Origin of the sequence: Rothia sp. L_38 (assembly GCF_050689125.1) — a bacterium.
GTDB lineage: Bacteria > Actinomycetota > Actinomycetes > Actinomycetales > Micrococcaceae > Rothia.
The window spans coordinates 63,129-85,404 of the sequence record NZ_JBOEQD010000012.1 but is presented as its reverse complement, the minus strand read 5'-3'; the positions used below and the strand labels follow the sequence as shown (position 1 = coordinate 85,404).

The following is a 22,276-nucleotide window of genomic DNA, read 5'->3' as shown; positions in this document are numbered from 1 at the left end:
TCGAAGCATACACAAACCCGGTAAGATAGTCACCATGTCACGACCTGTTGTTCGCCTTGTTGGCCAAGGCATTCGTTATGCGACCAAGTTGCGCGGGGGCGGCTCTGCCTTCCCGGGCTTGGTCATGGAGAAGTTGCACCCTGATTTTGTGGCGGAGGAGCTGGCAAAGCTACCCCGCGGCGTTGTGGTGGTGTCCGGTACCAACGGTAAGACGACCACAACCAAGATGGTGGTGCAGCTGTTGGAAGCCCAGGGTCTGAAGGTCTTTACCAACCGCACCGGGTCGAACTTTGTGCGCGGTGTAGCTGCCGCCCTTCTGGGTGAGATGAACCTGGCTGGCAAGCTGGATGCAGACATCGCGGTGCTTGAGCTGGACGAAGCCCACGCCGTTCATTTTGTGCGTAAGGTCAAGCCCAACTACGCGCTGCTGCTCAACGTCTTGCGTGATCAGCTGGATCGCTTTGGTGAGATTGACACAACCCGCCGTATGCTGGCTACTGTCGCCGGTGCAACCACGGGCACGGTCGTGCTCAACCGCGAGGACCCGCGCATTCGCTCTTTGGCAGAAAATATTCAGCCTGGCACTCAGGTTAGCTACTTTGGTTTATCAGAGAAGCTACGCTCTCTCTTCCCCTCCGATGACGATTTGCGCACCAGCCCCGAGGGCACTGAGCACGCGGACGCCGGTCTTTTGGCACCCGAGCTGCCGGCGGCGTCCGTCCTGCTCAAGGACTTCAAAGGAACCGACGCTACCTTTGATCTTGCCGGTCAGGAACTGGCGGGCACTATTAACCTCTACGGCGTCTACAACATCTTCAACGCCGCTGCGGCAATAGCCCTGGCTCGCGAGGTCATGGGAGACGCTCTCAACGAGACTAAACTTCTGGCTGAACTTGAGCATATTGCGCCGGCTTTCGGTCGCGGTGAAACCCTCACCGTTAACGGCCAAACCCTCCAGCTGTTGCTGGTCAAAAATCCCAGCGGTTTCCGCCTGTCGCTGGCCTCTGCCGATGCCAAGGATTACGCCACCATGATCACCATCAACGACGCCTACGCCGACGGCCGCGACGTCTCCTGGCTCTGGGACGTAGACTTCCACTCGCTAACCCAGGGGGGTGTCACCATGGTATCGGGCGTGCGCGCCTACGACATGGCACTACGCCTGCAACATGACGACGTCTATGTTGAGAATATCGACGAGAACCTAGAAGAAGCCCTGGCCACCTTTATTGCCAAGTCAGACGGACGCCCCATGCGGATCTTCTGCACCTACACCGCCATGCTGGCTATCCGTAAGGAACTGGCAAAGATCACCGATGTGGAGGAAATCTAATGAGCGATTTTGAGAACGCACCGGTTGAAGCGGGCGAACAAATCATCACCCAAACAGGCAACAACAAGAGCCTGAAAATTGTGCAGCTCTACCCCAGGGACATGAACATCTACGGGGACTGGGGTAACACCCTGTCGCTCTCCCGCCGCGCCCAGGCCCATGGCTTCACCACAGAGATCGTTGACTACAACCCCGGTGACGAGTTCCCCCTGGACGGCGATATTTTCGTGGGCGGTGGCGGCCAGGACTCCGGCCAGTCCGTCATCCAGGATGACCTGCTGGCTAACGCCGAAACCCTTCGCATGCTAGCTGAAGATGGTACCCCCATGCTGGTCATCTGTGGCCTCTACCAGCTCTTCGGAAAAGAGTTCAAGACCGTAGGCGGTGTAACCCTCAACGGTATCCGTGTTTTTGACGCCAAGACCGTGGGCGGCGAAGAACGCCTGATTGGCAATATCGTTGAAGAATCCGAAGAGTTTGGCACCATCATTGGTTTCGAAAACCACTCAGGTCTCACCTATCTCTCCGGTGACACCAAGCCCCTGGCAACCGTGACCAAGGGGGAGGGCAACAATAAGGAAGATTCTGGCGAGGGCGCCCGCGTCCACAACGTCATTGGAACCTACCTGCACGGCTCCCTGCTGCCCAAGAACCCGGCCATCTCGGACTTCCTCATCAAGCAGGCTGCTATCAAGAAGTACGGTGAGTTCACCCCCGTCGTCATCGACGACACCCTTGTGGAAAAGGCACGGGCTTCAGCGTCCGCCCGTCCGCGCTAGAATAGTACGAGGTATATCGCGCCTGCCCGCGTGCAGGCGCACCAGACGAATAAGGAGAATCATGTCAGGTCACTCCAAATGGGCCACAACCAAGCACAAGAAGGCAGCAATTGACGCCAAGCGCGCCAAGGCCTTCGCTAAGTACATCAAGGCAATTGAAGTTGCAGCTCGCATGGGTGGCCCCGACCCGGCAGGTAACCCCGCCCTCGACCTCGCAGTATCAAAGGCCAAGAAGAACTCTGTTCCCAACGACAACGTTGAGCGCGCTATCAAGCGCGGTGCCGGTCTGACCGGTGAAGCCATTGACTACACCGAAATCATGTACGAGGCTCGCGGCCCCCAGGGTACCGCCCTCTACATTGAATGTCTGACCGACAACCGCAACCGCGCAGCCGCTGAGGTTCGTACCGCCGTTACCCGCAACGGTGGCACCATGGCCGACTCCGGTTCCGTAGCCTTCCTCTTCGAGCGCAAGGGCGTTGCCGAAGTTGCTAAGACCGAGGGACTGACCGAGGACGACGTCCTCATGGCCGTGCTCGACGCCGGTGCTGAAGAAGTCATCGACGATGGCGAGATTTTCACCGTTGTCTCAGAGGCAACCGACCTGCCCGCTATCCGCAAGGCTCTGGAAGATGCTGAACTCGAGTACAACAACGACGACCCGGTCTTCCGACCCACCATGCAGGTAGACCTGGACGCTGAGGGTGCTAAGAAGTTCCTCAAGCTTGCCGACGCCATCGAAGAACTGGACGACGTGCAGAACGTTTACTCCAACGCAGACATCAGCGAAGCCGTCATGGCCGAGCTCGAAGCTGAATAACCTGCAGGGAAAGGAGGAGCGCGTGGCCCCGGCTCACGGCACCTCACACCAGCGCCCGGAACCCGCCCCGCGAGTTCCGGGCGCTGCCCGCATTCTGGGGGTCGACCCCGGCCTGACCAGGTGCGGTTTCGGTTTGGTCGATATGACGGCCAACCGCAAGGCCCATTTCGTGAATGTGGGGGTGGCTGGTACCGCCGCATCAGAGAGCCTGGACGCCCGCATCCTCAAGATTCTGCGCGCCGCAGAAGCCTGGCTCGATACCTACCAACCCGATGCCCTGGCCATTGAGCGAGTTTTTGCCCAGGAACAGGTCAATACCGTTATCGGAACTGCCCATGCCTCCGGCGTGGTGATTGCGGCTGCCGCTGCGCGTGGCGTGCCGGTGCACTTCCACACGCCCTCAGAGGTGAAGGCCGCAGTGACGGGCTCCGGACGCGCCGACAAAGCATCGGTGGGGCGCATGGTCACCCGCATTCTGGGGCTTGACGCCATGCCCAAACCAGCGGACGCAGCGGACGCCCTCGCCCTAGCTATCTGCCACGGCTGGCGCGGCGGTGGCATTGGCTCCGGCATCAACATGGCAGCCACCACCCAGACCCACCAGGGCTCCAACCCGGCGGCAGCGCGCCGCAACGCGCAGCTCACCCCCGCCCAGCGCGCCTGGATGGAGGCGGAGGCAAGGGCACGAAGATAGGGCAGGGCTGTTTGGGTAAGCGGTGGACTCACAGCGAAGCTGCTGGCTCGGGGCTGGCGTGAATCGCGTAACGAGCGCAGCGAGTCGCGCGAGAGGGTCGGCAGCGAGCGTGAGTCCGCCGCTTGCCCGTAAGATACGAGACACACGCTTCTTGTATTAGTACATATATTCGAATAGAATTGGTTTCATGATTAGCTCACTGACCGGTACCGTGACCCATCTGGGGTTGGAGACCGCTGTTATCGACGTTAACGGTTTTGGCATGCTGGTGCATCTCAATGCCCGTACAGCTTCGCAGCTGCGCCTGGGGGAGAAGGCTACGGTTCTGACCACCATGATTGTGCGTGAGGATTCCATGACCCTCTACGGCTTTGCTGAGCCTGCCGAGCGTGAGGTCTTTGACATGATGCTGTCGGTGTCGGGTATCGGCCCGCGCATTGCCCTGGCCGTGTTGGGTGTGCATACTCCGGCTGAGGTTGAGCGTGCTGTAGCAACAGGTGATGACAAGGCTTTCACCAAGGTTCCCGGTATTGGCCCTAAGGGGGCGCGCCGCATCGTCCTTGAGCTTGCTGGCAAGCTGATTTTGGCGGACGGCGCTACCGACCAGCTACCTATCGACCAGGGTGTGAGCTGGAAGCCCCAGGTGCAGGACGCCCTGACCAGCCTAGGCTGGAACGAGCGGGACGCTGTGAGTGCTATTGAGTCCTTCATCGAGCACAACCCGAAGGCTGAAACCATGGGTGTTGCCGAAGCTCTGCGGGCCGTACTGGCTTCGCTGGGTAACCAGAATACGGTGGGGCGATAGGTAGAGTATGAGCCAGTTCCCTCACGCCGATGGCCAGATTCCCGGCCAGCGCCTGGTTTCGATGGATGAAGAGCCAGAAGAAAAAATGATTGAGGCGGCCCTGCGTCCCAAGTCTCTTGATGACTTTGTGGGGCAGCAGCGCGTGCGTCAGCAGCTGTCGCTGGTGCTTGAGGCATCGAAGATGCGCGGACGCTCGGCCGACCATGTGCTCCTGTCGGGTCCTCCCGGTCTGGGTAAGACTACCCTGGCGATGATTATTGCTGCCGAGATGGACGCCCCCCTGCGTATTACCTCTGGCCCGGCTATTCAGCACTCGGGTGACCTGGCTGCGATTCTTTCGTCGCTCACCCCCGGCGAAGTGCTCTTTCTTGATGAAATTCACCGTATGAGCCGCCCGGCTGAAGAGATGCTCTATATGGCCATGGAAGACTTCCGTGTGGATATCGTGGTGGGCAAGGGTGCCGGGGCAACCTCTATTCCCCTGGAGCTGCCGCCCTTCACCCTGGTGGGGGCAACCACCCGCGCGGGTCTGCTGCCCGGGCCCCTGCGTGACCGCTTCGGCTTTACCGGCCACCTGGAGTTCTACTCGGTTACCGAGCTAGAGAGTGTAATCCGCCGGTCTGCTGGCCTGATGGAACTCAACATTAGCCCCGAGGGCTTTGCAGAGATTGCGGGTCGGTCCCGGGGTACACCCCGAATCGCCAACCGCCTGCTGCGTCGCGTGCGCGACTGGGCTCTGGTCAACGGCATCGACCGTATCGAGGCCTCAGCGGCAGCAACAGCCCTCAACATGTACGAGGTCGATGAGCGCGGCCTGGACCGCCTAGACCGTGCGGTGCTTGAAGCTCTGATTACCAAGTTCGGCGGGGGACCGGTGGGCCTCTCCACCCTGGCTATTGCGGTGGGCGAAGAGACCGAAACCGTTGAGACCGTCGCCGAGCCCTACCTGGTACGCGAGGGCCTGATCGGGCGAACCCCCCGTGGGCGAGTTGCCCTACCCGCTGCCTGGGAGCACCTGGGGCTAGAGGCACCCGAGCTGCCCTAGCCGTCCGCCCCTGTAATATCAGAGGGTAACCAGCCAACTGCAAGGAACTTGGCATAGAATGGGGACTTAGTTTGTTCACCCCCACCAACTACGTTAAGAGGGATTCTCGTGCAGTCAGGCTCACCCCTGTTTATGCTCCTACTTCTGGGCATCATGATGCTGGTGCTCATCGTGCTACCGGCCCGCCGCGCCAAGAAAGCCCAGCAGCAGATTAAGGAACGTCAGGACGCCATGGTGCCCGGCACCCAGGTCATGACTAACTTTGGTCTCTACGGCTCTGTTGTCTCCATCGACAAGGAAGCCAACACCGCCCACCTGGAAATCGCTCCGGGCACCGTGGCTAAGGTTCATCTCATGACCGTCACCAGCATCGAGGAAGACACCGCTGCCGCGCCGGTAGCCGACGCCGAGCGTCCTGTTATCCAGGGTGAAGTCGCAGACGATCCCAAAAACTAAACCACAGCTTAGGGTGCGCTACCTCTAGATTCAGAGGTGGCGCGCTTTTTCACGTTTCACGAACCCACTCACCTGAAGGGGCACAGATGGCTCAACCATCCAACGTCACCAAAGCCAGAGGGGCACTTGCCTCGATGGCCCTGGTGCTGCTCTTACTCGCCGGAGGAATCTTCGGCACCACCTTTTCCGGGGGCAGCTGGCTGCCCAAGCTGGCCCTAGACCTCTCTGGCGGTACCCAGCTCATCCTGTCGCCCGAGGTCAACGACTCCTCGGGCGAGGCCATTACCGCTGAGCAGCTCGACCAGGCTGTTGAAATTATCCGCCAGCGCGTCGACGGCGCGGGCGTGGCAGAAGCTGAAGTGACCACCCAGTCGGGCCAGAACGTCGTTGTTTCTGTGCCCGGTACCTTGAGCTCAGAAACCCGCGATCTGATTCAGACCTCGGCGCAAATGAGCTTCCGCGCGGTTATTAACGCTGGCACCCCGCAGGCGGTTGCGGCGGACGCTGCCGCTGCCGAGGACGCCCTACCCTCACCGACGGCTGAACCCACCGACGGGTCCGACTATAACTGGGTGACAGGCGATCTCTGGCGCCAGTACGAGCAGCTGGACTGCACCGTACCCGCCAACGTCGATACCTCTAACCAGGACCCCAACTCCGCCATTGTCGCCTGCGCCTCAGACGGAAGTGAAAAGTACATCCTGGGCCCCATCGAAATTGAGGGTACCGATATCGATACAGCCTCCTACTCCCAGGTGGCTAGCTCAACCGGTTACGCGACCGGCCAGTGGGGTGTGAACATCGTCTTCAACGAGGCTGCTACCCAGACCTTTAAGGACGTCACCACCCGCCTGAACGCTATTCGCGGCACCAACGCGTCCGACCCCCGCGCCCGTTTCGCCATCATGCTGGACGGCCAGGTGCTCTCTTCCCCCGTTACCCAGGCAGTGATTACCAACGGCCAGCCCCAGATCACCGGTAACTTTACCGAAGAAGAGGCAGCCAACCTGGCTGAGCAGCTCAAGTACGGTGCCCTGCCCATTAGTTTCACTATCCAGTCAGAACAGCAGATTTCTGCAACCCTGGGTGCTGACCAGCTAAAGATGGGTCTGATTGCCGGTCTAATCGGTCTGCTACTGGTGTTTGTCTACTCCCTCTTCCAGTACCGTCTGGTGGGCCTGGTCAATATCACCTCGATTATTGTGGCTGGTCTGCTCTCCTACGGGGTGATTGTGCTGCTGGGCCACTTGATGAACTACCGCCTGTCTCTGGCGGGCGTGGCCGGTCTGATTGTGTCCATTGGTCTGATGGCAGACTCCTTTATCGTCTACTTTGAACGTATTCGCGATGAGATTCGTGCCGGCCGCACCATTCCTGCCGCTATCGACCACGGTTGGCTGCGCGCCAAGCGCACCATCATGGCCTCTAAGGCCGTGAACCTGCTGGCCGCTGTAGTGCTCTACTTCGCTTCAGTTGGTAACGTGCGCGGCTTTGCCTTCACCCTGGGCCTGACCGCGGTGTCTGACTTGATTATCACCTTCCTCTTCATCCACCCGCTCATGGTTCTGCTGGGCCGCAAGGACTACTTCCGAAACGGTGGACGTTTTTCGGGTATGGACCCGGTAGCACTTGGCTCAACCCCGCTCTACCGGGGTGCGGGGCGCGTCCGCACACCCGAAGAAGCTGAAGGCACCCTATCCCTAGCTGAACGGAAGCGCCGCGAGCGCCTAGCTGCTGAGGCGGCTGAAGCCGAAGCGGCGCAGGGGAGTGCTGATGCGGAGCCCCTGCCTGCCGCATATTCCACCACTACCGAGGAGACCCGCCGTGGCTAATAAACTTGCTCAGTTCGGTAATGAACTGCATTCTGGTCAGCGGTCGTTTGGGTTTGTGCCTAAGCGTCGTTTGTGGCTGACGATTGCCCTGGCCCTGGTTGTGCTGGCGGCCCTGGTGCCGGTGGTGCGCGGTGGCTTCAATCTGGGTATTGAGTTCCGCGGTGGCTCTGAGTTCACCGTGTCGCAGGTGGCTGATACCGATATTTCTATCGGTCAGCAGGCGATTGCGGACGCCGCCCCCGAGGCGACCGACGTGCGCGTCACTAATATCGCTGCGGGTACCGTGCGGGCCCAGATGAGTGAGCTGACGGACGATGAGACTCTGGCTGTGGGCCAGGCCCTGCAGTCGGCCTACGGCGTAAGCGCTGATCAGGTGACCTCGTCCTTCGTAGGCCCCACCTGGGGCGCTGGGGTGACCCAGCAGGCTCTGGTGGGTCTGGTCTGGTTTATTCTGCTGGTGATGATTGGTATGGCCCTGTACTTCCGTACCTGGAAGATGTCGGTCTCGGCAATTGCTGGCCTGATCTTTACCATCGTGACTACCGTGGGTCTGTACGCTCTCATCGGTTTTGAGATTACTCCCAGTGCGATTATCGGCTTCCTGACCGTGTTGAGCTACTCTCTCTACGACACCGTGGTGGTTTTCGATAAGATTCGTGAGAATACCGAGGGGCTTGAGAAGCGCCGTGATACCACTTTCGCTGAGCAAGTGAATTTGGCGGTTAACCAGACCCTGGTGCGTTCTATCAACACCTCGATTGTGGGTATTTTGCCGGTGGGCTCGATTCTCTTTATCGGCGCCCTGCTCTTGGGGGCGGGTACCCTCAAGGACCTCTCCCTAGCCCTCTTTGTCGGTATCATCATCGGCACCCTGGGAACGCTTTTTGTTGCGGCTCCCGCCTATGCTGCCCTGCGCCTGGGTGAGAAGGGCGTGCGTGAGCATACCAAGCTCGTCCGCCGTGCCCGCCAGGGGCAGGTAGAAGAGGCCGAAGAGCGCGAGGACGCCGGTGCGCAGCAGGATGCCCCGGTGATGGTCACCGTGCATTCGGTTAACCTCGATAGCAAGTAGGGCCAAGAGCTAGGCCTTTTACCCTAGAAACGGGAGCGGAATACAGTCCGCTCCCGTTTTTGTTACGCGCCGTGTGGAATTAATCTAAGATAGTCCCACACGAGTATTTCAGTTTGAGGGGGAATTGGGCATGAGCCGGTCAGAAGAGAGCAGCCAGAAGGATTCTCGCGCAGAGGGTAAGCGGCCGGTTCGCGGGTCGCACCGGGTCATGTCTGCTTCGGGGCGTGTGCCAACCCGCCTGGTATTTGGGCGGGAGCAGCAAGAGGGCCCTGCCCCCCGTTTTTCTCCGGTGCTGGCGCCGGTAATTCGCACCGTCAAGAAGTACCACCCCGATGAAGACCTTGAGGTGCTGCAGCGGGCCTTCCAGGTCGCGAACCACTACCACCGGGGGCAGAAGCGCAAGAGCGGCGACCCCTACATCACCCACCCGGTAGCTGTAACGACCATCCTGGCTGAGATAGGTGCTACCGGCCCCGTGCTGGTCGCTGGTCTGCTGCACGATACGGTCGAAGATACCGAGTACACTCAGGAGCAGCTCACCGCTGATTTCGGTACCGAGGTCGCTTACCTGGTAGACGGTGTGACCAAGCTTGATAAGGTTAGCTACGGCGATAACGCCCCCATCGAGACAATTCGCAAGCTGGTTATCTCAATGTCGCAGGATGTGCGCGTGCTGCTCATCAAACTGGCTGACCGTCTGCACAACGCCCGTACCTGGAGGTTTGTCTCCGGTGCCTCCGCGGCGCGTAAGGCCGAAGAGACCCTGCAGATCTATGCCCCGCTGGCCCACCGCCTGGGCCTGAACACCATCAAGTGGGAGCTGGAAGACCTCTCCTTTGCCGCTATGAGCCCCGATATCTACGCCGAGATTGTGCGGATGGTGGGTGAGCGTACCCCTAAGCTCGAAAAGTATCTGGCCGAGGCCCGTGTGACGATTGAGGATCGCCTGGCCCAGGTAGGTATTGAGGCCACTGTAACGGGCCGCCCTAAGCACTACTACTCGATTCATCAGAAGATGAAGACCAAGGGTAAGAGCTTCGACGACATCAACGATATTCTGGCCGTGCGCATCATGGTCGAGGATGAGAACGATTGCTACACCGCCCTGGGGCACGTGATGTCGTTGTGGATGGCGGTTCCTGGGCGCTTCAAGGACTACATCAAGCAGCCTAAGCACAACCACTACCAGTCGCTGCACATGACGGTGCACGGGCCCGGCGGTCTGCCCCTGGAAATCCAGATCCGTACCTACAAGATGCACGAAGAGGCAGAGTACGGTGTGGCTGCCCACTGGCGGTATAAGGCTGCCTCCCGCGGTGAAAAGGTAGACCTTTCACCCAAGGAACCTAGCACCCAGACCGCTGCCTTCAACATCGGCATTTTGCAGTCGATTTCTGAGATTTCGAACTCCAACCCCGAGTCTGAGCAGTTCTACCAGCAGCTGTCTGAGCGGCTTGAGACCGATGAGATTGTGGTGCTGACTCCGCAGGGTAAGCCCATTAGCCTGCCGGTGGGCTCAACCCCCGTTGACTTTGCCTACGCTATCCACACCGAGGTGGGGGATCGCACTATCGGTGCTAAGGTCAACGGCAAGCTGGTTCCCCTGCACACCGAGCTCGAAACCGCCTCAACGGTTGAGATTCAGACAACCAAGGACGAGAACCACGCCCCGAGCGAGGACTGGCTCAAGTTCGTGCGCACCAGCAAGGCCCGCACCAAGATTCGCCAGCACTACGCCAAGGGCCGCCGCATCGAGGCCATGAACCGGGGCAAGGAGCGCGTGGTCAAGGCTATGCGTCAGCACGAGCTGCCCCTAACCAAGATGATGACGCCCGAGCTTATGTTGCAGGTGGCCCAGGACCTGCACAAGCACGATGTGGCCACCCTCTACCACGCTGTGGGCGAGAACGAGGTGGAGACCCAGGCCGTCATTACCTCCCTGGTCAACCTCTACTACGGCGAGGACGACGTCGACCAGACCGTTGAACTCGATAGCTTCGACGCTTCCCTGGTATCTAACCGCCGCTCGGTGGGCGATGACAACGGTGTGGTGGTACCCGGTGCTGAGGGTATTCTGACTAAGATTGCCCGCTGCTGCACCCCTGTACCGCCCGACGATATCGTTGGTATCGTCACCCGCTTGCAGGGTATCTCGGTGCACCGTACCGACTGCCCCAACGTACTGAGCCAGGCTGACGACCCCCGCCAGACCGCGGTGGAGTGGGCATCGCACGGTAACTCCGTCTACCGGGTTTCAATCCAGGTGGAGGGCATCGACCGTAAAGCTCTGCTCTCAGACACCATCCGGGTTATTTCTGAGGCCGGTTGCAATATCGTGGACGCCAAGGTTCACACCAGCGACGAACGGTTTGTGGTCAACCGCTACACCGTAGAGCTCTCTGACCGCTTCATGATGGAGCACCTGCTGAACCAGATTCGCAACGTCCCCGGCATCTATAATGCCTACCGCCTGACCGGCTCGCGTCCGCTCATGAACCAGCAGGGCTAGACCCCGGCTATTTCTGCCGCCTCAAGCTGGTGGGCCAGGTGTTGTGCTCTAAGCAGGGCTGTAGCTTTAAGGCTCATCTGCTCCCGGGCACTCTGGAGCAGAAGCTCAGGAGTAACACTGTTTTGGCTATCGAGCAGGATTGCTTTGACGATAGCCAGGTCGCCCTCATCGACCGAGTGGGTAATGATGTCCAGTGCGGTTTTCAGCGGCGTGGTGAGACGGATCGGCCCGATAGTCATGGTGTCGTAGGGGCGAAGCTGGGCCTGATGGGTGGCAAAGTCTGCCCGGTAGGAGCGGGGGAGATTGCACCGGTTATCGCGGTCGTAGTCTACATGCAGTCGCCCTTCGGGTAACTCGGGCAGGTAGCCCAACACCCAGGCTGCGGTGGTTCGGCAGTAGCGAATCCGATGGTGGTAGCCTGCCGGGGTAAGTAAACCCAGGCTGGCTGCCCGCATAAGCGGGGTGGGCTCGTCCTGCGGCTCCCGGTAGATGCCGTGATGAAAGTGCACTAGCCCGCGCTCCTTGAGGAAGGCCCGCCACTGAGCTGCGGGGAGCCCCGTGGTCTGCTGGCTATACAGGCGGACGAGCGCCGGTAATTCCCGCGAATCGGCCTGTTTGTGCTCTGCCCGGGCAGGCTGAAAAGAACTGCTGTCGTGGGCGATCACCTGCAGAGAGTTGTGGGGGCTGGGCCTTCCCGGGGCTAGGGGGAAGGGAAGCTCTGAGAGAGCACCGAGTGAGTTGAGATGTTCCATGCCTACGTTTTAGCACATCAACGCAGGGTGCACGATAAAAAGTTGCCAGGCTGTGGATAACTTTCTCACCCGAGACACCTTATCCACAAAAATCCCCCGTCTACCGGCCGGTAGACGGGGGATTCTGCGTCACAAAGACGTCACAGATAAGGCTGGGGTTTAGGCGCCAAACTCAGCAGAAGAAGCCTTGAGGGTCTCTAGCCACTGCTTGCGGGCGTCCAGGGCTTCCTGGGCCTTCTTGATCTTCTGGGCGTTGCCGCTGGCCTCAGCCTTAGCCAGGTCGGCTTCAAGACCGGCGATGGCGTCCTCCAGCTGGGTCAGCATGGAGTTAGCGCGAGCCTGCTTAGCGGGGTCGGTCTTCTGCCACTTGGCGTTCTCGGCGCGGTGGATTTCGTCCTGAACCTTACGCAGTTCCTGCTCAACGCGGCGCACCGAGTTGCGGGGTACGCGTCCGATAGCTTCCCAGCGGTCCAGAATACCCTCAAGGGCCTTCTTAGCTGCAGCGATATCGGTAACGGGCAGAATGCCGCGGGCCTCTTCCAGCAGGGCTTCCTTAGCCTTCAGGTTCGCCTCAAATTCCTTATCCAGCTCAGCGTTCACCGCGGTGCGGGCGTCGAAGAAGACGTCCTGGGCTGCACGGAAGCGGGCCCACAGGGCATCATCTTCCTTGCGGGTGCCGCGGGGGGCTGCCTTCCACTGGTCCATCAGATCGCGGTACTTAGCGGCGGTAGCTGCCCAGTCGGTGGAGTTCTGCAGAGCCTCAGCCTCAGCGATGAGGGCTTCCTTCACGCGCTTAGCCTTGGCATTAGCCTCATCGAGCTGGGAGAAGTGGGCGCGGCGGCGGCGGTCAAAGCTGGTGCGGGCAGCGCGGAAACGCTTCCACAGCTCGTCCTCGATGCTCTTGGCCAGGTGGTGTTCCTTCTGGGTCTTCTTCCACTCTTCGAAGAGCTCGTTCATGCGGGCGTGGGAGTTCTTCCAGTGAATAGCGGAGTCGTCCTTAGCCACGATAGCCTCAGCCTCAGAAACGATAGCTTCGCGGGCTTCGAGGGCTGCCTGGCGAGCTTCGGCGCTCTCGGTCTTCTCTGCTTCCTCACGCTCATTGATCTTGCCAACCAGGGCAACCAGGCGTTCCTGCAGGGCGGCGTAGTCGCCCACCATGTTGCGCACAGCAACCTGCTGGCCCAGGTGGGCAGCTGCCTTCTGCAGGTCAGCGGCTTTGGCCTTGCGCTCTACGCGCTCTTCGAGCAGGGCAACCTGGGCTTCAAAGTTCTCAAACTTGCGAGCAAAGTAGCCGAGGGCTTCGTCGGCAGATGCGCCGGGTACCTGGCCTACTGCGTATTCTTCACCGTCAACGATAACGAAAACGTGGCCGTCCTCGTCCACGCGGCCGAACTTGCGGGCCTTGTCGAGGTCTACGTTGAGGGTGGTGTCGTCGGATTGGGTAGTCACCGCTATAACTCTTTTCGCATCAGTAGTGGGGGCGAACCCCCGTTTAAGTAATGAAAAGTGCACCAGACCGGGCCGTGTCGATAGGGCTGGTTGCTGCTTCGCGAAGAGGCGGCAATAATCTATCGGGCGCAGGTGGCGCAGTTACCAGCATAGCGTGTTTAGGGCGAAAGCGGGTGCAATTACCCGGCAGGTGCGCCTTCGGTCTAGTATTAAAGGGACTGTGCTCTGCTGTGAGACCGCTTGTTTCGCGAGGGCACGTTACCTACTTCGACCGTTTTCAACCGATAAAAGGGGAGCACATGGCTCGCAAACAATCGCTTTCTGGTTTTCCGGAGCACCTGCCCGAGGAACGCCTGGTAGAGAATTTTGTTCTCGATACTTTGCGAGAGACCTTTGAGCTTCACGGTTTTTCGTCGATTGAGACCCGTTCGGTAGAGACCATTGAGCAGCTGCTGCGCAAGGGCGATATTGATAAAGAGGTCTACGCGGTCTCCCGCCTGCTTGATGATGCGGACGAAGCCCGGGGCGGCAAGAAGGAAAAGCTGGCCCTGCACTTTGACCTGACCGTTCCCTTTGCCCGCTACGTGGTAGAGAACGCCGGCTACCTTTCCTTCCCCTTTATGCGCTACCAGATTCAGAAGGTCTGGCGCGGTGAGCGCCCCCAGGAGGGTCGCGCCCGCGAGTTCACCCAGGCCGACGTGGACGTCGTTGGCGACGGTGCCCTGCCCTTCCGCTACGACGTGGAACTGGCCCTGGTCATCGTCGATGCGCTCTCCAAGCTGCCGATTCCCGACTTCAAGCTGCGCGTCAACAACCGCAAGCTCTCCGAGGGCTTCTACCTGGGCCTGGGCCTGACCGACACCGCCGGGGTACTGCGCAATATCGATAAGCTCGAAAAGATCGGTGCGGACGCCGTCGCCCAGCTTCTTAAGGACGAGGTCGGCGCTACCGACGAGCAGGCCGCTGCCGCCCTGAAGCTTGCCAGCATCCGCGCTGAAGATACCTCTTTTGCTGATCAGGTGCGCGCTCTGGGCGTCACCCACGACCTGCTCGAAGAGGGCCTAGCTGAACTGACCGAGGTAATCGGTGAGGCAGCTAAGCGCGCCCCCGGCAAGGTAGTAGCTGACCTTTCTATCGCCCGCGGTCTGGACTACTACACCGGCACCGTCTACGAAACCGTGCTGGTAGGCCACGAACAGCTGGGCTCTATCTGCTCCGGTGGCCGCTACGAGTCCCTGGCCTCAAACGGCAAGAAGACCTACCCCGGTGTGGGCCTGTCCATCGGTGTGACCCGCCTGGTGGCCCGCATCCTGTCCCAGGGCTTTGCCGAAGCAACCCGCAAGGTGCCCACCGCCGTCCTCATCGCCCTCACCAACGACGATATGTGGTCAGGTGCCCAGGACGTCGCCGACGCCCTGCGCGCCCGCGGTATCGCCTGCGAGGTCTCAGCCACCGCCGCCAAGTTCGGTAAGCAGATTAAATACGCCGAGAAGCGGGGCATCCCCTTCGTCTGGTTTATCTCAGCGGGGGAGAACGGCGAACTCACCCACGAGGTGAAAGACATCCGCACCGGCGAGCAGGTAGCTGCTGACCCCGGCATCTGGGCCCCGCCCGCCGACGACCTGCACGTGCGCGTGCTCCCTACCGCCTAATTCACACCCGTCCAACCGGTGCCAGGCGCACCACAACACGGTAAAATCGGGAGCAAACTGAACTTTAGACAGTGCCACCCGGTACCGTGCCCCATCGAAAGGAACTCAGTGCTACGCACTCACACCCTCGGCGAGCTAACCGCCGAGAACATCGGAGAAACCGTTACCCTCTCTGGCTGGGTAGCCCGCCGTCGCGACCACGGTGGCGTGGCCTTCGTTGACCTGCGTGACCGCGAAGGCGTCACCCAGGTTGTCTTCCACAACGAAGCCGACTTCGAGCACTTACGCAACGAGTACGTCCTCAAGGTCGTGGGTGAAGTAACCCGCCGCCCCGAGGGCAACGAAAACCCCAACCTCACCACCGGTGAAATCGAGGTTATGGTCAAGGAGACCGAGGTGCTCAACACCTCAGCCCCCCTGCCCTTCCAGATTGATGAGCACGTTGAAGTGGGCGAAGAAGCCCGCCTCAAGTACCGCTACCTCGACCTGCGCCGCCCCGAGCCTGCCCGCCTGATGCGCCTGCGCTCAGAAGCAAACCGCGCCGCCCGCGAGGTGCTGCACGGCCAGAACTTCACCGAGGTCGAGACCCCCACCCTGACCCGCTCCACCCCCGAAGGCGCCCGCGACTTCCTGGTGCCCGCACGCCTGGCACCCGGCTCCTGGTACGCCCTGCCCCAGTCACCCCAGCTCTTCAAGCAGCTGTTGCAGGTGGGCGGTATCGAGAAGTACTACCAGATCGCCCGCTGCTACCGTGACGAGGACTTCCGCGCCGACCGTCAGCCCGAATTCACCCAGCTGGATATCGAGGCTTCCTTCGTTGACCAGGAAGACATCATCGACCTGGGCGAGCGTATCGTTGAGGCCGTCTGGAACCTGATTGACGTCAAGGTGCCCCGCCCCATCGAGCGTATTACCTACAAGGACGCCATGGAGAAGTACGGCTCTGACAAGCCCGACCTTCGCTTCGGCCTGGAACTCACCGAGCTGACCGACTACTTCAAGGACACCACCTTCCGCGTCTTCAAGGCACCCTACGTCGGTGCCGTAGTGATGCCCGGTGGTGCTTCCCAGGCCCGCCGCACCCTGGACGCCTGGCAGGAATGGGCTAAGCAGCGCGGTGCTAAGGGCCTTGCCTACGTGCTGATTCAGGAGGACGGAGAGCTGACCGGCCCCGTTGCCAAGAACATCACCGACGCTGAGCGTGAGGGCCTGGCTGAGGCTACCGGCGCTAAGCCCGGCGACTGCATCTTCTTCGCAGCCGGTGAGGCCAAGGCCTCCCGCGCCCTGCTGGGTGCAGCCCGCGTTGAGATTGGCCACCGAACCGGCCTGATTAAGGAGGGCGACTGGTCCTTCGTTTGGGTCGTTGATGCCCCCATGTTCGAGTCCGCTGCTGACGCGACCGCCTCCGGCGACGTTGCCCTGGGCCACTCTGCCTGGACCGCAGTACACCACGCCTTCACCTCACCCAAGCCCGAGTACCTGGATTCCTTCGACGAGAACCCCGGTGAGGCTCTGGCTTACGCCTACGACATCGTCTGCAACGGTAACGAAATCGGTGGCGGTTCAATCCGTATCCACCAGCGCGACGTGCAGGAACGTGTTTTCAAGGTCATGGGCATTACTGAGGAAGAGGCCGCCGAGAAGTTCGGCTTCCTGCTGGAGGCCTTCAGCTTCGGTGCGCCCCCCATGGGAGGCATTGCTTTCGGTTGGGACCGCGTGCTGCAGCTGATCGGTGGTACCGACTCTATCCGCGACGTCATTGCCTTCCCCAAGACCGGTGGCGGCTATGACCCGCTGACCGCAGCCCCTGCGCCGATTACCGCCCAGCAGCGGAAGGAAGCCGGTGTGGACTTCAAACCCAAGAAGGACGGCGAGAAGTAACCAACCCTTCCCGGTAGGTACCATTTAAACCAGAAATACCCACGAACTAGGTGGGTATTTCTGGTTTTTCTGGTCTTTTCTAGCCGGGAGTGAAAAATACTTGCCTTCCTCTTACCATGGAAGTATGAGCAGAAAAGTGGTTGCAATAATCTGCGCATTGTGTGTATGTGGGATGGTTTGCTGGTTTCTAGCGTGGAGTCTGGTTCCGGATTTCTCTATTTCTGAGTATGAGTTCTCGGTTTTAGGGGATTCACTACGGAACTTGGGTGGAGTAGCCGCGGTCTTTGTTGCAGGTACTGCGGCATGGATTGCTTATAGGACTAATGAGAATCGGCGCAAGGAAGCAAATAGGTCAAACTTCAAAGATAGAATGCAGTGGACGGTTGAGCACCTTTCGAGCACAAGCCATGTAGAGCAGGTTTACGCCCTAAAGCTGCTTGAAGAACTTTCCCGTGACCCTGAATTGGACCCTGCTGATAGTAGGCTGGCTCAGTCTATAGTTAAGACCTATAAGGAAGAGCTCGAGCAGGAAACCAGACAAGAATCATCTAGAAAGTCTTGGAGATTCAGCCGCAACCGACGATAATTGAGTTAACTGAGAAAGGGGTACACCTGATGACTTCGATAGTAGTTACCCATTCACCAAAGTCGACTGATAGGGTTGGCCGTAAGGTCCAACATGTGTCTCAAGGCCGCCGACAGCAAGAAGTGGCAGAACAACTGAAAATTATTGCAGAGATTGAGGCTAATTTAGCAAAGCCGCGTTCATACTTTAAGAATCTTCGCCGGAAGGAACAGGCAAGGTAACCTGCAGGTAGTGGAGGGGGTTCCTCATCCGATGAGTCTGACCTTCACCCGGTAGGTACCATTTAAACCAGAAATACCCACGAACTAGGTGGGTATTTCTGGTTTTTCTGGTCTTTTCTAGGGCAGTTGATAGGCTAGAACCGTCAGCCACCCTCCAGACAAAGGAGCACCCATGCGCGCAGTTCTTCAACGGGTAACCTCAGCTTCTGTCACCGTTGCCGGCGAAACGGTTGGCGCAATCGACCAGCCCGGCCTACTGATTCTGGTAGGTGTTACACATACGGACGGCCCCGCCCAGGTAGCCAAACTGGCAGAAAAAACCGCTCACCTGCGGCTTTTAGAGGGGGAGCGGTCTGTGCTCGATGAGGGTGCCCCGGTGTTGGCGGTCAGCCAATTTACCCTCTACGGGGACGCGAAGAAGGGGCGGCGTCCGTCCTGGTCGGCAGCTGCTCCCGGCCCGGTCAGCGAACCCTTTTTTGAAGCCTATGTGCAGGCCCTGCGTGACCTGGGGCTGACGGTTGAAACCGGCCTTTTCGGTGCCGATATGCAGGTCAGTCTAACGAACGACGGCCCTGTGACCCTGATTCTCGATACCGACTCCCTCTAAGGTAAGTTGACCGTGGAACCTTCCCTCTTCTATTTTGATGATTCTCAGCCAGATACCGATAGCGAGCAGGTGACGCGTCGGCGGGAGCGGGCTCCGCTGGCGGTGCGTATGCGCCCCCGCACTCTCGATGAGGTGGTGGGGCAAAAGCACCTGCTGGGTCCGGGCTCGCCCCTGCGGGTTCTGGCGGGTGAGGGGGGCGGGCCTGCGGGGCCGAGCTCGGTTATTTTGTGGGGCCCACCCGGTACAGGCAAGACTACGCTGGCCAACGTGATTGCCGGGGGAGCTGGGCGCAAGTTCGTTGAGCTTTCTGCTATTACTGCCGGGGTGAAGGACGTCCGCGCCGTGATGGAGCAGGCCCTTGAGGACCGCGATTTTCGCGGACTTACTACCGTACTTTTTCTTGATGAGATTCACCGTTTCACTAAAGCCCAGCAGGACGCCCTCTTGCCGGGTGTCGAGAATCGCTGGGTGGTGCTGGTGGCGGCAACCACCGAGAATCCCTCGTTTTCGGTGATTTCACCCCTGCTGTCGCGTTCTATTTTGTTGACCCTGCAGGGCTTGACCGACACTGACATCGCTGAACTGCTCCAACGGTCGGTCGCCGACGCCCGGGGTTTTGCTGGTGTGATCAACCTCGAGGATGAGGCATCCAAGCACCTGGTCAAGATGGCAAATGGGGATGCCCGTAAGGCCTTAACTTCTTTAGAGGCGGCTGCCGCGGTGGCTTTTGGTGAGGCTGAGGACGCCGGGGTTAAGTATTCGGTGAACCAGCCATTGCCGGTGACGGCTGAGCACGCGGCTTTAGCTGTTAACAGGTCGGTTGTACGCTACGACAGGCAGGGGGACCAGCACTACGACGTCACTAGTGCCTTTATTAAGTCGATTCGGGGCTCAGATGTTGATGCCGCCCTACACTATCTAGCTCGCATGATTGAGGCGGGGGAGGATCCCCGCTTCATTGCCCGGCGACTCATCGTTCTTGCCAGTGAAGATATTGGTATGGCCGACCCTACAGCCCTGACCGCAGCGGTGAACGCTGCCCAGGCTGTTCAGCTGGTGGGGATGCCCGAGGCTCGGCTGAATTTGGCCCAGGCAACCATTCACCTGGCATCTGCCCCTAAATCCAATGCTGTCTATCGGGCAATCGACGGTGCCTTGGCGGACGTCCGCGCCGGCTTGGCAGGGCCGGTTCCGCTGCATCTGCGCGATGGTCATTACCCGGGGGCCGTTGCGCTGGGGCACGGCAGGGGCTATATCTACCCCCACGACCAAAAGAACGGGGTGGCCCGCCAACAGTATACCCCCGATGCCCTCGCAGGGAAGGTCTACTACGCCCCTACGGTCTTCGGAGCGGAAAAGGAGCTGGGAGAAAGACTGAAAAGGGTGGAATTATTGAGAAAGCCTGATGGTTATTGGTAGACATGAGTGGGTCAAGTGGTGAAAAATTACTTGAACCTACCGAATATCATAGTGAATTGCCGCACATAATGTGGGATTTGTGGGAGAAGATTATCAATCCCAAGAATTGTAAAGGGTTGTGAAAACTGGGGGTAAGCTCCGCCCTGACAAGCTCATATAGCAACAATAGCTGTGAATGTGTTAACCTATCTGGTAAAAATAGTCATATAAAAGTGGTTTCTTCTCACGCAATTTCATATCTCAGCTACGTCAAAGGGCTGTATCTTCTATTTTTCTTTCCTATAATTGATTTAGTTTCCATTGCGAACGGCGGTTCGCACTAGGCTGCTGCAGTGGTAACACGTCTTTTTCATCCCCCTATATGAGGAAAACATACATGACTCACAATGTTTCTCGCCGCACCCTGGCTAAGGGTGCCGCTTGGGCGGCACCTGCCGTTGTGGCAACTGCTGCTATTCCTGCGTATGCAGCTTCAATGAGCTGCCCTGACGATATTGATATTCAGGTCGATGCTGTCTTCCAGGTACGCTTGGCTTCTTTGCCTAGCCTGCGGAACACCACCTTCCGTTTCTGGTTCACAAACAACGCTGGTACCAACGGTGCTTTGCACACCTCTAACCTGCGTATGCAGGTCACCAACGGCGGGTCTCTGAACGTCTCTGGTTTACCTTTTGGCTTCGAGTTCGCTCAGCGTAACGTTGCCACTTCTCCCGCTATCAACAAGCTCTTTGGTGGCGGCACCATCCGCCGTGCCCGGATGCCTGCTGAATGGCCCGCCAACGCCAAGTGGAACACTCGCACCGGTGTAGCTGATGCTTCACCCGCAGCTATCAACGTGGACAACCCCAACGCTCCTAAGCAGCGCGACGTTTCCCACGGCTCTTCCTTCATTAACGTCTACTCTGCCGATGGCCGCTACAACAACCTGGGTGCCGGTGAATTTGGTGAAGAGACTGGTGTTGCTGAAGGTAATCACCTTAAGTGGCTATTCTCCGTCAAGCCCAACACTGGCGCCACTAAGGGTTCTGCTGTTGACTTCATTAACTCCCACTGGCGTGATGCCACCGTTCTTGGGTCCGGTGCAATTTATACTGCTATCGGTATTCGCCCCGTTGGCTTCTTGCCCCCTAGCTTCGATGAGGTTCGCGCTTCCATCGGGTCCTCGGTTGATGAGGCCTGCCTGCTAGAGGCATACACTAAGCGTGCAGTTATCTGGAACAATAGTAACGAGCGTTTCGCAGGTGCTACTATCCAGTTCTCTGGCTGGTCCCATGACACCAGTGGTGATACTAAAGCCGTTACCTACTCCGGTAGCGATTATGTTTATTCCAATGAGATTGGTGCTTTCCAGCGTACTACCCCTGCAGGTAACGCTGGTACCGGCTTCAACGGCTCTACCAGCAACGCTATTACTTTCTTCAATAACCAGCTGGTTGGACTCCCTCGTGGCCAGAACACCCAGCTTGGCTACCAGCTCATGTATGCAGATGGTATCTGGTAAGATTAAAGGATATAAATCCAACTCTTTGTGTCTATAGTTAGACTCATAGGGAAAGGGATAAGCGGGGGGAGGGTTTACATATCCCTCCCCCCGCTCTGGTATGTCCTCTGAGAGTCCCGTGTGGGGCTGATAAGGCGCAAATAGAGAGTTTTTGCCCCCATAAAAGGGGGGGTAAAAACGAATGCATAGTCAGTCTTTAGCTTGCTAAAATCTTAGGTATGCCGCTGATTGGTTAAGATTTAATAGTTGGCCCCCCTCGGCATATTTCTCACGCTTCCGTATCTTTAGAGATCGGATGATGTACCTATGATGGAAAAGACCCTGACTGCAACCGCTGTAGGCGCTCTAGCCCTGGGCGGTGCAGCCCTGACTCCTGCGGAGGCAGCTACCACACCTACCTCTGTTGATGTCTACACCAACGTAAGTTCTTTCGCTCCGGTTCCCGGCCTGGCCACCATCGGCCAGCTCTATCTAGGGAATGCAGGCTCCGCCTCAGGTAACCTGCCCCGTCCGGAACACCTCTTTAACCCTCACTACCTCGATGTCAACCAAAATCAAGATTGCTCGTGTTAACTCCCACACCTTTATGGTGACCCTCCGCGATGAGCTGGGCCCCGGCAAGCAGATTCGTCTTGACTGGGCTCATGGGCACTACTTTAACCACTCCAAGCGTAACAAGATTGTGGTTACCACCGACTACATCCCTAAAAATGCTGTAGACACCAACACTGCCAACAATACCAGCGTCTACGATAACTACGGCCACGGCATCTAAGAAATTAAAGGTTCCACCTATATGAGAGTAAGTCGGCTCTAGGAGATTTTTCTCCCCTGGAGCCGACTTCTTATGTTTGTAAACCCAGAAA

The 22,276-nt window shown here is 58.9% G+C and carries 19 protein-coding genes; 17 read left to right on the top strand and 2 right to left on the bottom strand.

What is annotated here, in order from left to right; all coding sequences use genetic code 11:
* Positions 1-25 precede the first annotated feature (25 nt).
* The 10 genes from ACRCJM_RS09865 (at position 26) to ACRCJM_RS09820 (ending at position 11,342) form a co-directional block, all read left to right on the top strand.
* The gene (locus ACRCJM_RS09865) at positions 26-1,333 is read left to right on the top strand and encodes a MurT ligase domain-containing protein (protein ID WP_431464779.1); all 1,308 of its coding nucleotides are present in this window, start codon (positions 26-28) and stop codon (positions 1,331-1,333) included.
* Positions 1,333-2,112, top strand: coding sequence for a type 1 glutamine amidotransferase (locus ACRCJM_RS09860; RefSeq protein WP_346874623.1), 780 nt, complete (start codon positions 1,333-1,335; stop codon positions 2,110-2,112). Before ACRCJM_RS09865 ends, ACRCJM_RS09860 begins: the two co-directional genes overlap by 1 nt.
* A gap of 61 nt (positions 2,113-2,173) precedes the next feature.
* Positions 2,174-2,932: a YebC/PmpR family DNA-binding transcriptional regulator gene (locus ACRCJM_RS09855; RefSeq protein WP_431464766.1), complete on the top strand. Its 759-nt coding sequence runs from the start codon at positions 2,174-2,176 to the stop codon at positions 2,930-2,932.
* A gap of 22 nt (positions 2,933-2,954) precedes the next feature.
* Complete coding sequence (gene ruvC / locus ACRCJM_RS09850) at positions 2,955-3,626, top strand: crossover junction endodeoxyribonuclease RuvC (RefSeq protein ID WP_237207759.1); 672 nt, start codon at positions 2,955-2,957, stop codon at positions 3,624-3,626.
* Positions 3,627-3,813: 187 nt separating this feature from the next.
* Positions 3,814-4,431, top strand: coding sequence for a Holliday junction branch migration protein RuvA (ruvA, locus tag ACRCJM_RS09845; protein WP_237193875.1), 618 nt, complete (start codon positions 3,814-3,816; stop codon positions 4,429-4,431).
* A 7-nt stretch (positions 4,432-4,438) separates the two neighbouring features.
* The gene (gene ruvB, locus ACRCJM_RS09840) at positions 4,439-5,476 is read left to right on the top strand and encodes a Holliday junction branch migration DNA helicase RuvB (RefSeq protein WP_185174666.1); all 1,038 of its coding nucleotides are present in this window, start codon (positions 4,439-4,441) and stop codon (positions 5,474-5,476) included.
* 108 nt (positions 5,477-5,584) lie between these two features.
* Positions 5,585-5,932 (top strand): preprotein translocase subunit YajC, encoded by a 348-nt coding sequence (locus tag ACRCJM_RS09835; protein ID WP_237185745.1) that lies wholly within the window; start codon positions 5,585-5,587, stop codon positions 5,930-5,932.
* An 86-nt stretch (positions 5,933-6,018) separates the two neighbouring features.
* Positions 6,019-7,764 carry a protein translocase subunit SecD gene (secD, locus tag ACRCJM_RS09830; RefSeq protein ID WP_431464765.1) on the top strand — a complete coding sequence of 582 codons (1,746 nt, stop codon included), beginning with the start codon at positions 6,019-6,021 and terminating at the stop codon, positions 7,762-7,764.
* Complete coding sequence (gene secF, locus ACRCJM_RS09825) at positions 7,757-8,833, top strand: protein translocase subunit SecF (protein ID WP_431464764.1); 1,077 nt, start codon at positions 7,757-7,759, stop codon at positions 8,831-8,833. Before secD ends, secF begins: the two co-directional genes overlap by 8 nt.
* Before the next feature lie 130 nt (positions 8,834-8,963).
* Positions 8,964-11,342 carry a RelA/SpoT family protein gene (locus tag ACRCJM_RS09820; protein ID WP_431464763.1) on the top strand — a complete coding sequence of 793 codons (2,379 nt, stop codon included), beginning with the start codon at positions 8,964-8,966 and terminating at the stop codon, positions 11,340-11,342.
* Here the strand turns inward: ACRCJM_RS09820 and ACRCJM_RS09815 are convergent.
* Entirely contained in the window at positions 11,339-12,094 is a 756-nt protein-coding gene (locus ACRCJM_RS09815; RefSeq protein ID WP_431464762.1) for a hypothetical protein, read from the bottom strand. The genes ACRCJM_RS09820 and ACRCJM_RS09815 overlap by 4 nt on opposite strands.
* A gap of 159 nt (positions 12,095-12,253) precedes the next feature.
* Positions 12,254-13,543: a DUF349 domain-containing protein gene (locus tag ACRCJM_RS09810; RefSeq protein WP_237242207.1), complete on the bottom strand. Its 1,290-nt coding sequence runs from the start codon at positions 13,541-13,543 to the stop codon at positions 12,254-12,256.
* Between the two features lie 299 nt (positions 13,544-13,842).
* Between ACRCJM_RS09810 and hisS the strand changes: the two genes are divergently transcribed.
* The 7 genes from hisS (at position 13,843) to ACRCJM_RS09775 (ending at position 22,185) form a co-directional block, all read left to right on the top strand.
* Entirely contained in the window at positions 13,843-15,195 is a 1,353-nt protein-coding gene (gene hisS, locus ACRCJM_RS09805) for a histidine--tRNA ligase (RefSeq protein ID WP_431464761.1), read from the top strand.
* A 108-nt stretch (positions 15,196-15,303) separates the two neighbouring features.
* Positions 15,304-17,076, top strand: coding sequence for an aspartate--tRNA ligase (aspS, locus tag ACRCJM_RS09800; RefSeq protein WP_237199408.1), 1,773 nt, complete (start codon positions 15,304-15,306; stop codon positions 17,074-17,076).
* A 979-nt stretch (positions 17,077-18,055) separates the two neighbouring features.
* Positions 18,056-18,490 carry a D-aminoacyl-tRNA deacylase gene (gene dtd, locus ACRCJM_RS09795; protein WP_431464760.1) on the top strand — a complete coding sequence of 145 codons (435 nt, stop codon included), beginning with the start codon at positions 18,056-18,058 and terminating at the stop codon, positions 18,488-18,490.
* Between the two features lie 69 nt (positions 18,491-18,559).
* Complete coding sequence (locus ACRCJM_RS09790) at positions 18,560-19,909, top strand: replication-associated recombination protein A (protein ID WP_431464778.1); 1,350 nt, start codon at positions 18,560-18,562, stop codon at positions 19,907-19,909.
* Between the two features lie 376 nt (positions 19,910-20,285).
* Positions 20,286-21,410, top strand: a complete 1,125-nt coding sequence (locus ACRCJM_RS09785; protein WP_431464759.1) for a hypothetical protein — start codon at positions 20,286-20,288, stop codon at positions 21,408-21,410.
* Between the two features lie 306 nt (positions 21,411-21,716).
* Positions 21,717-21,983, top strand: a complete 267-nt coding sequence (locus ACRCJM_RS09780) for a hypothetical protein (protein ID WP_237185734.1) — start codon at positions 21,717-21,719, stop codon at positions 21,981-21,983.
* Positions 21,952-22,185, top strand: coding sequence for a hypothetical protein (locus ACRCJM_RS09775; protein ID WP_237185733.1), 234 nt, complete (start codon positions 21,952-21,954; stop codon positions 22,183-22,185). The genes ACRCJM_RS09780 and ACRCJM_RS09775 overlap by 32 nt, the downstream gene beginning before the upstream one ends.
* Positions 22,186-22,276: the final 91 nt, after the last annotated feature.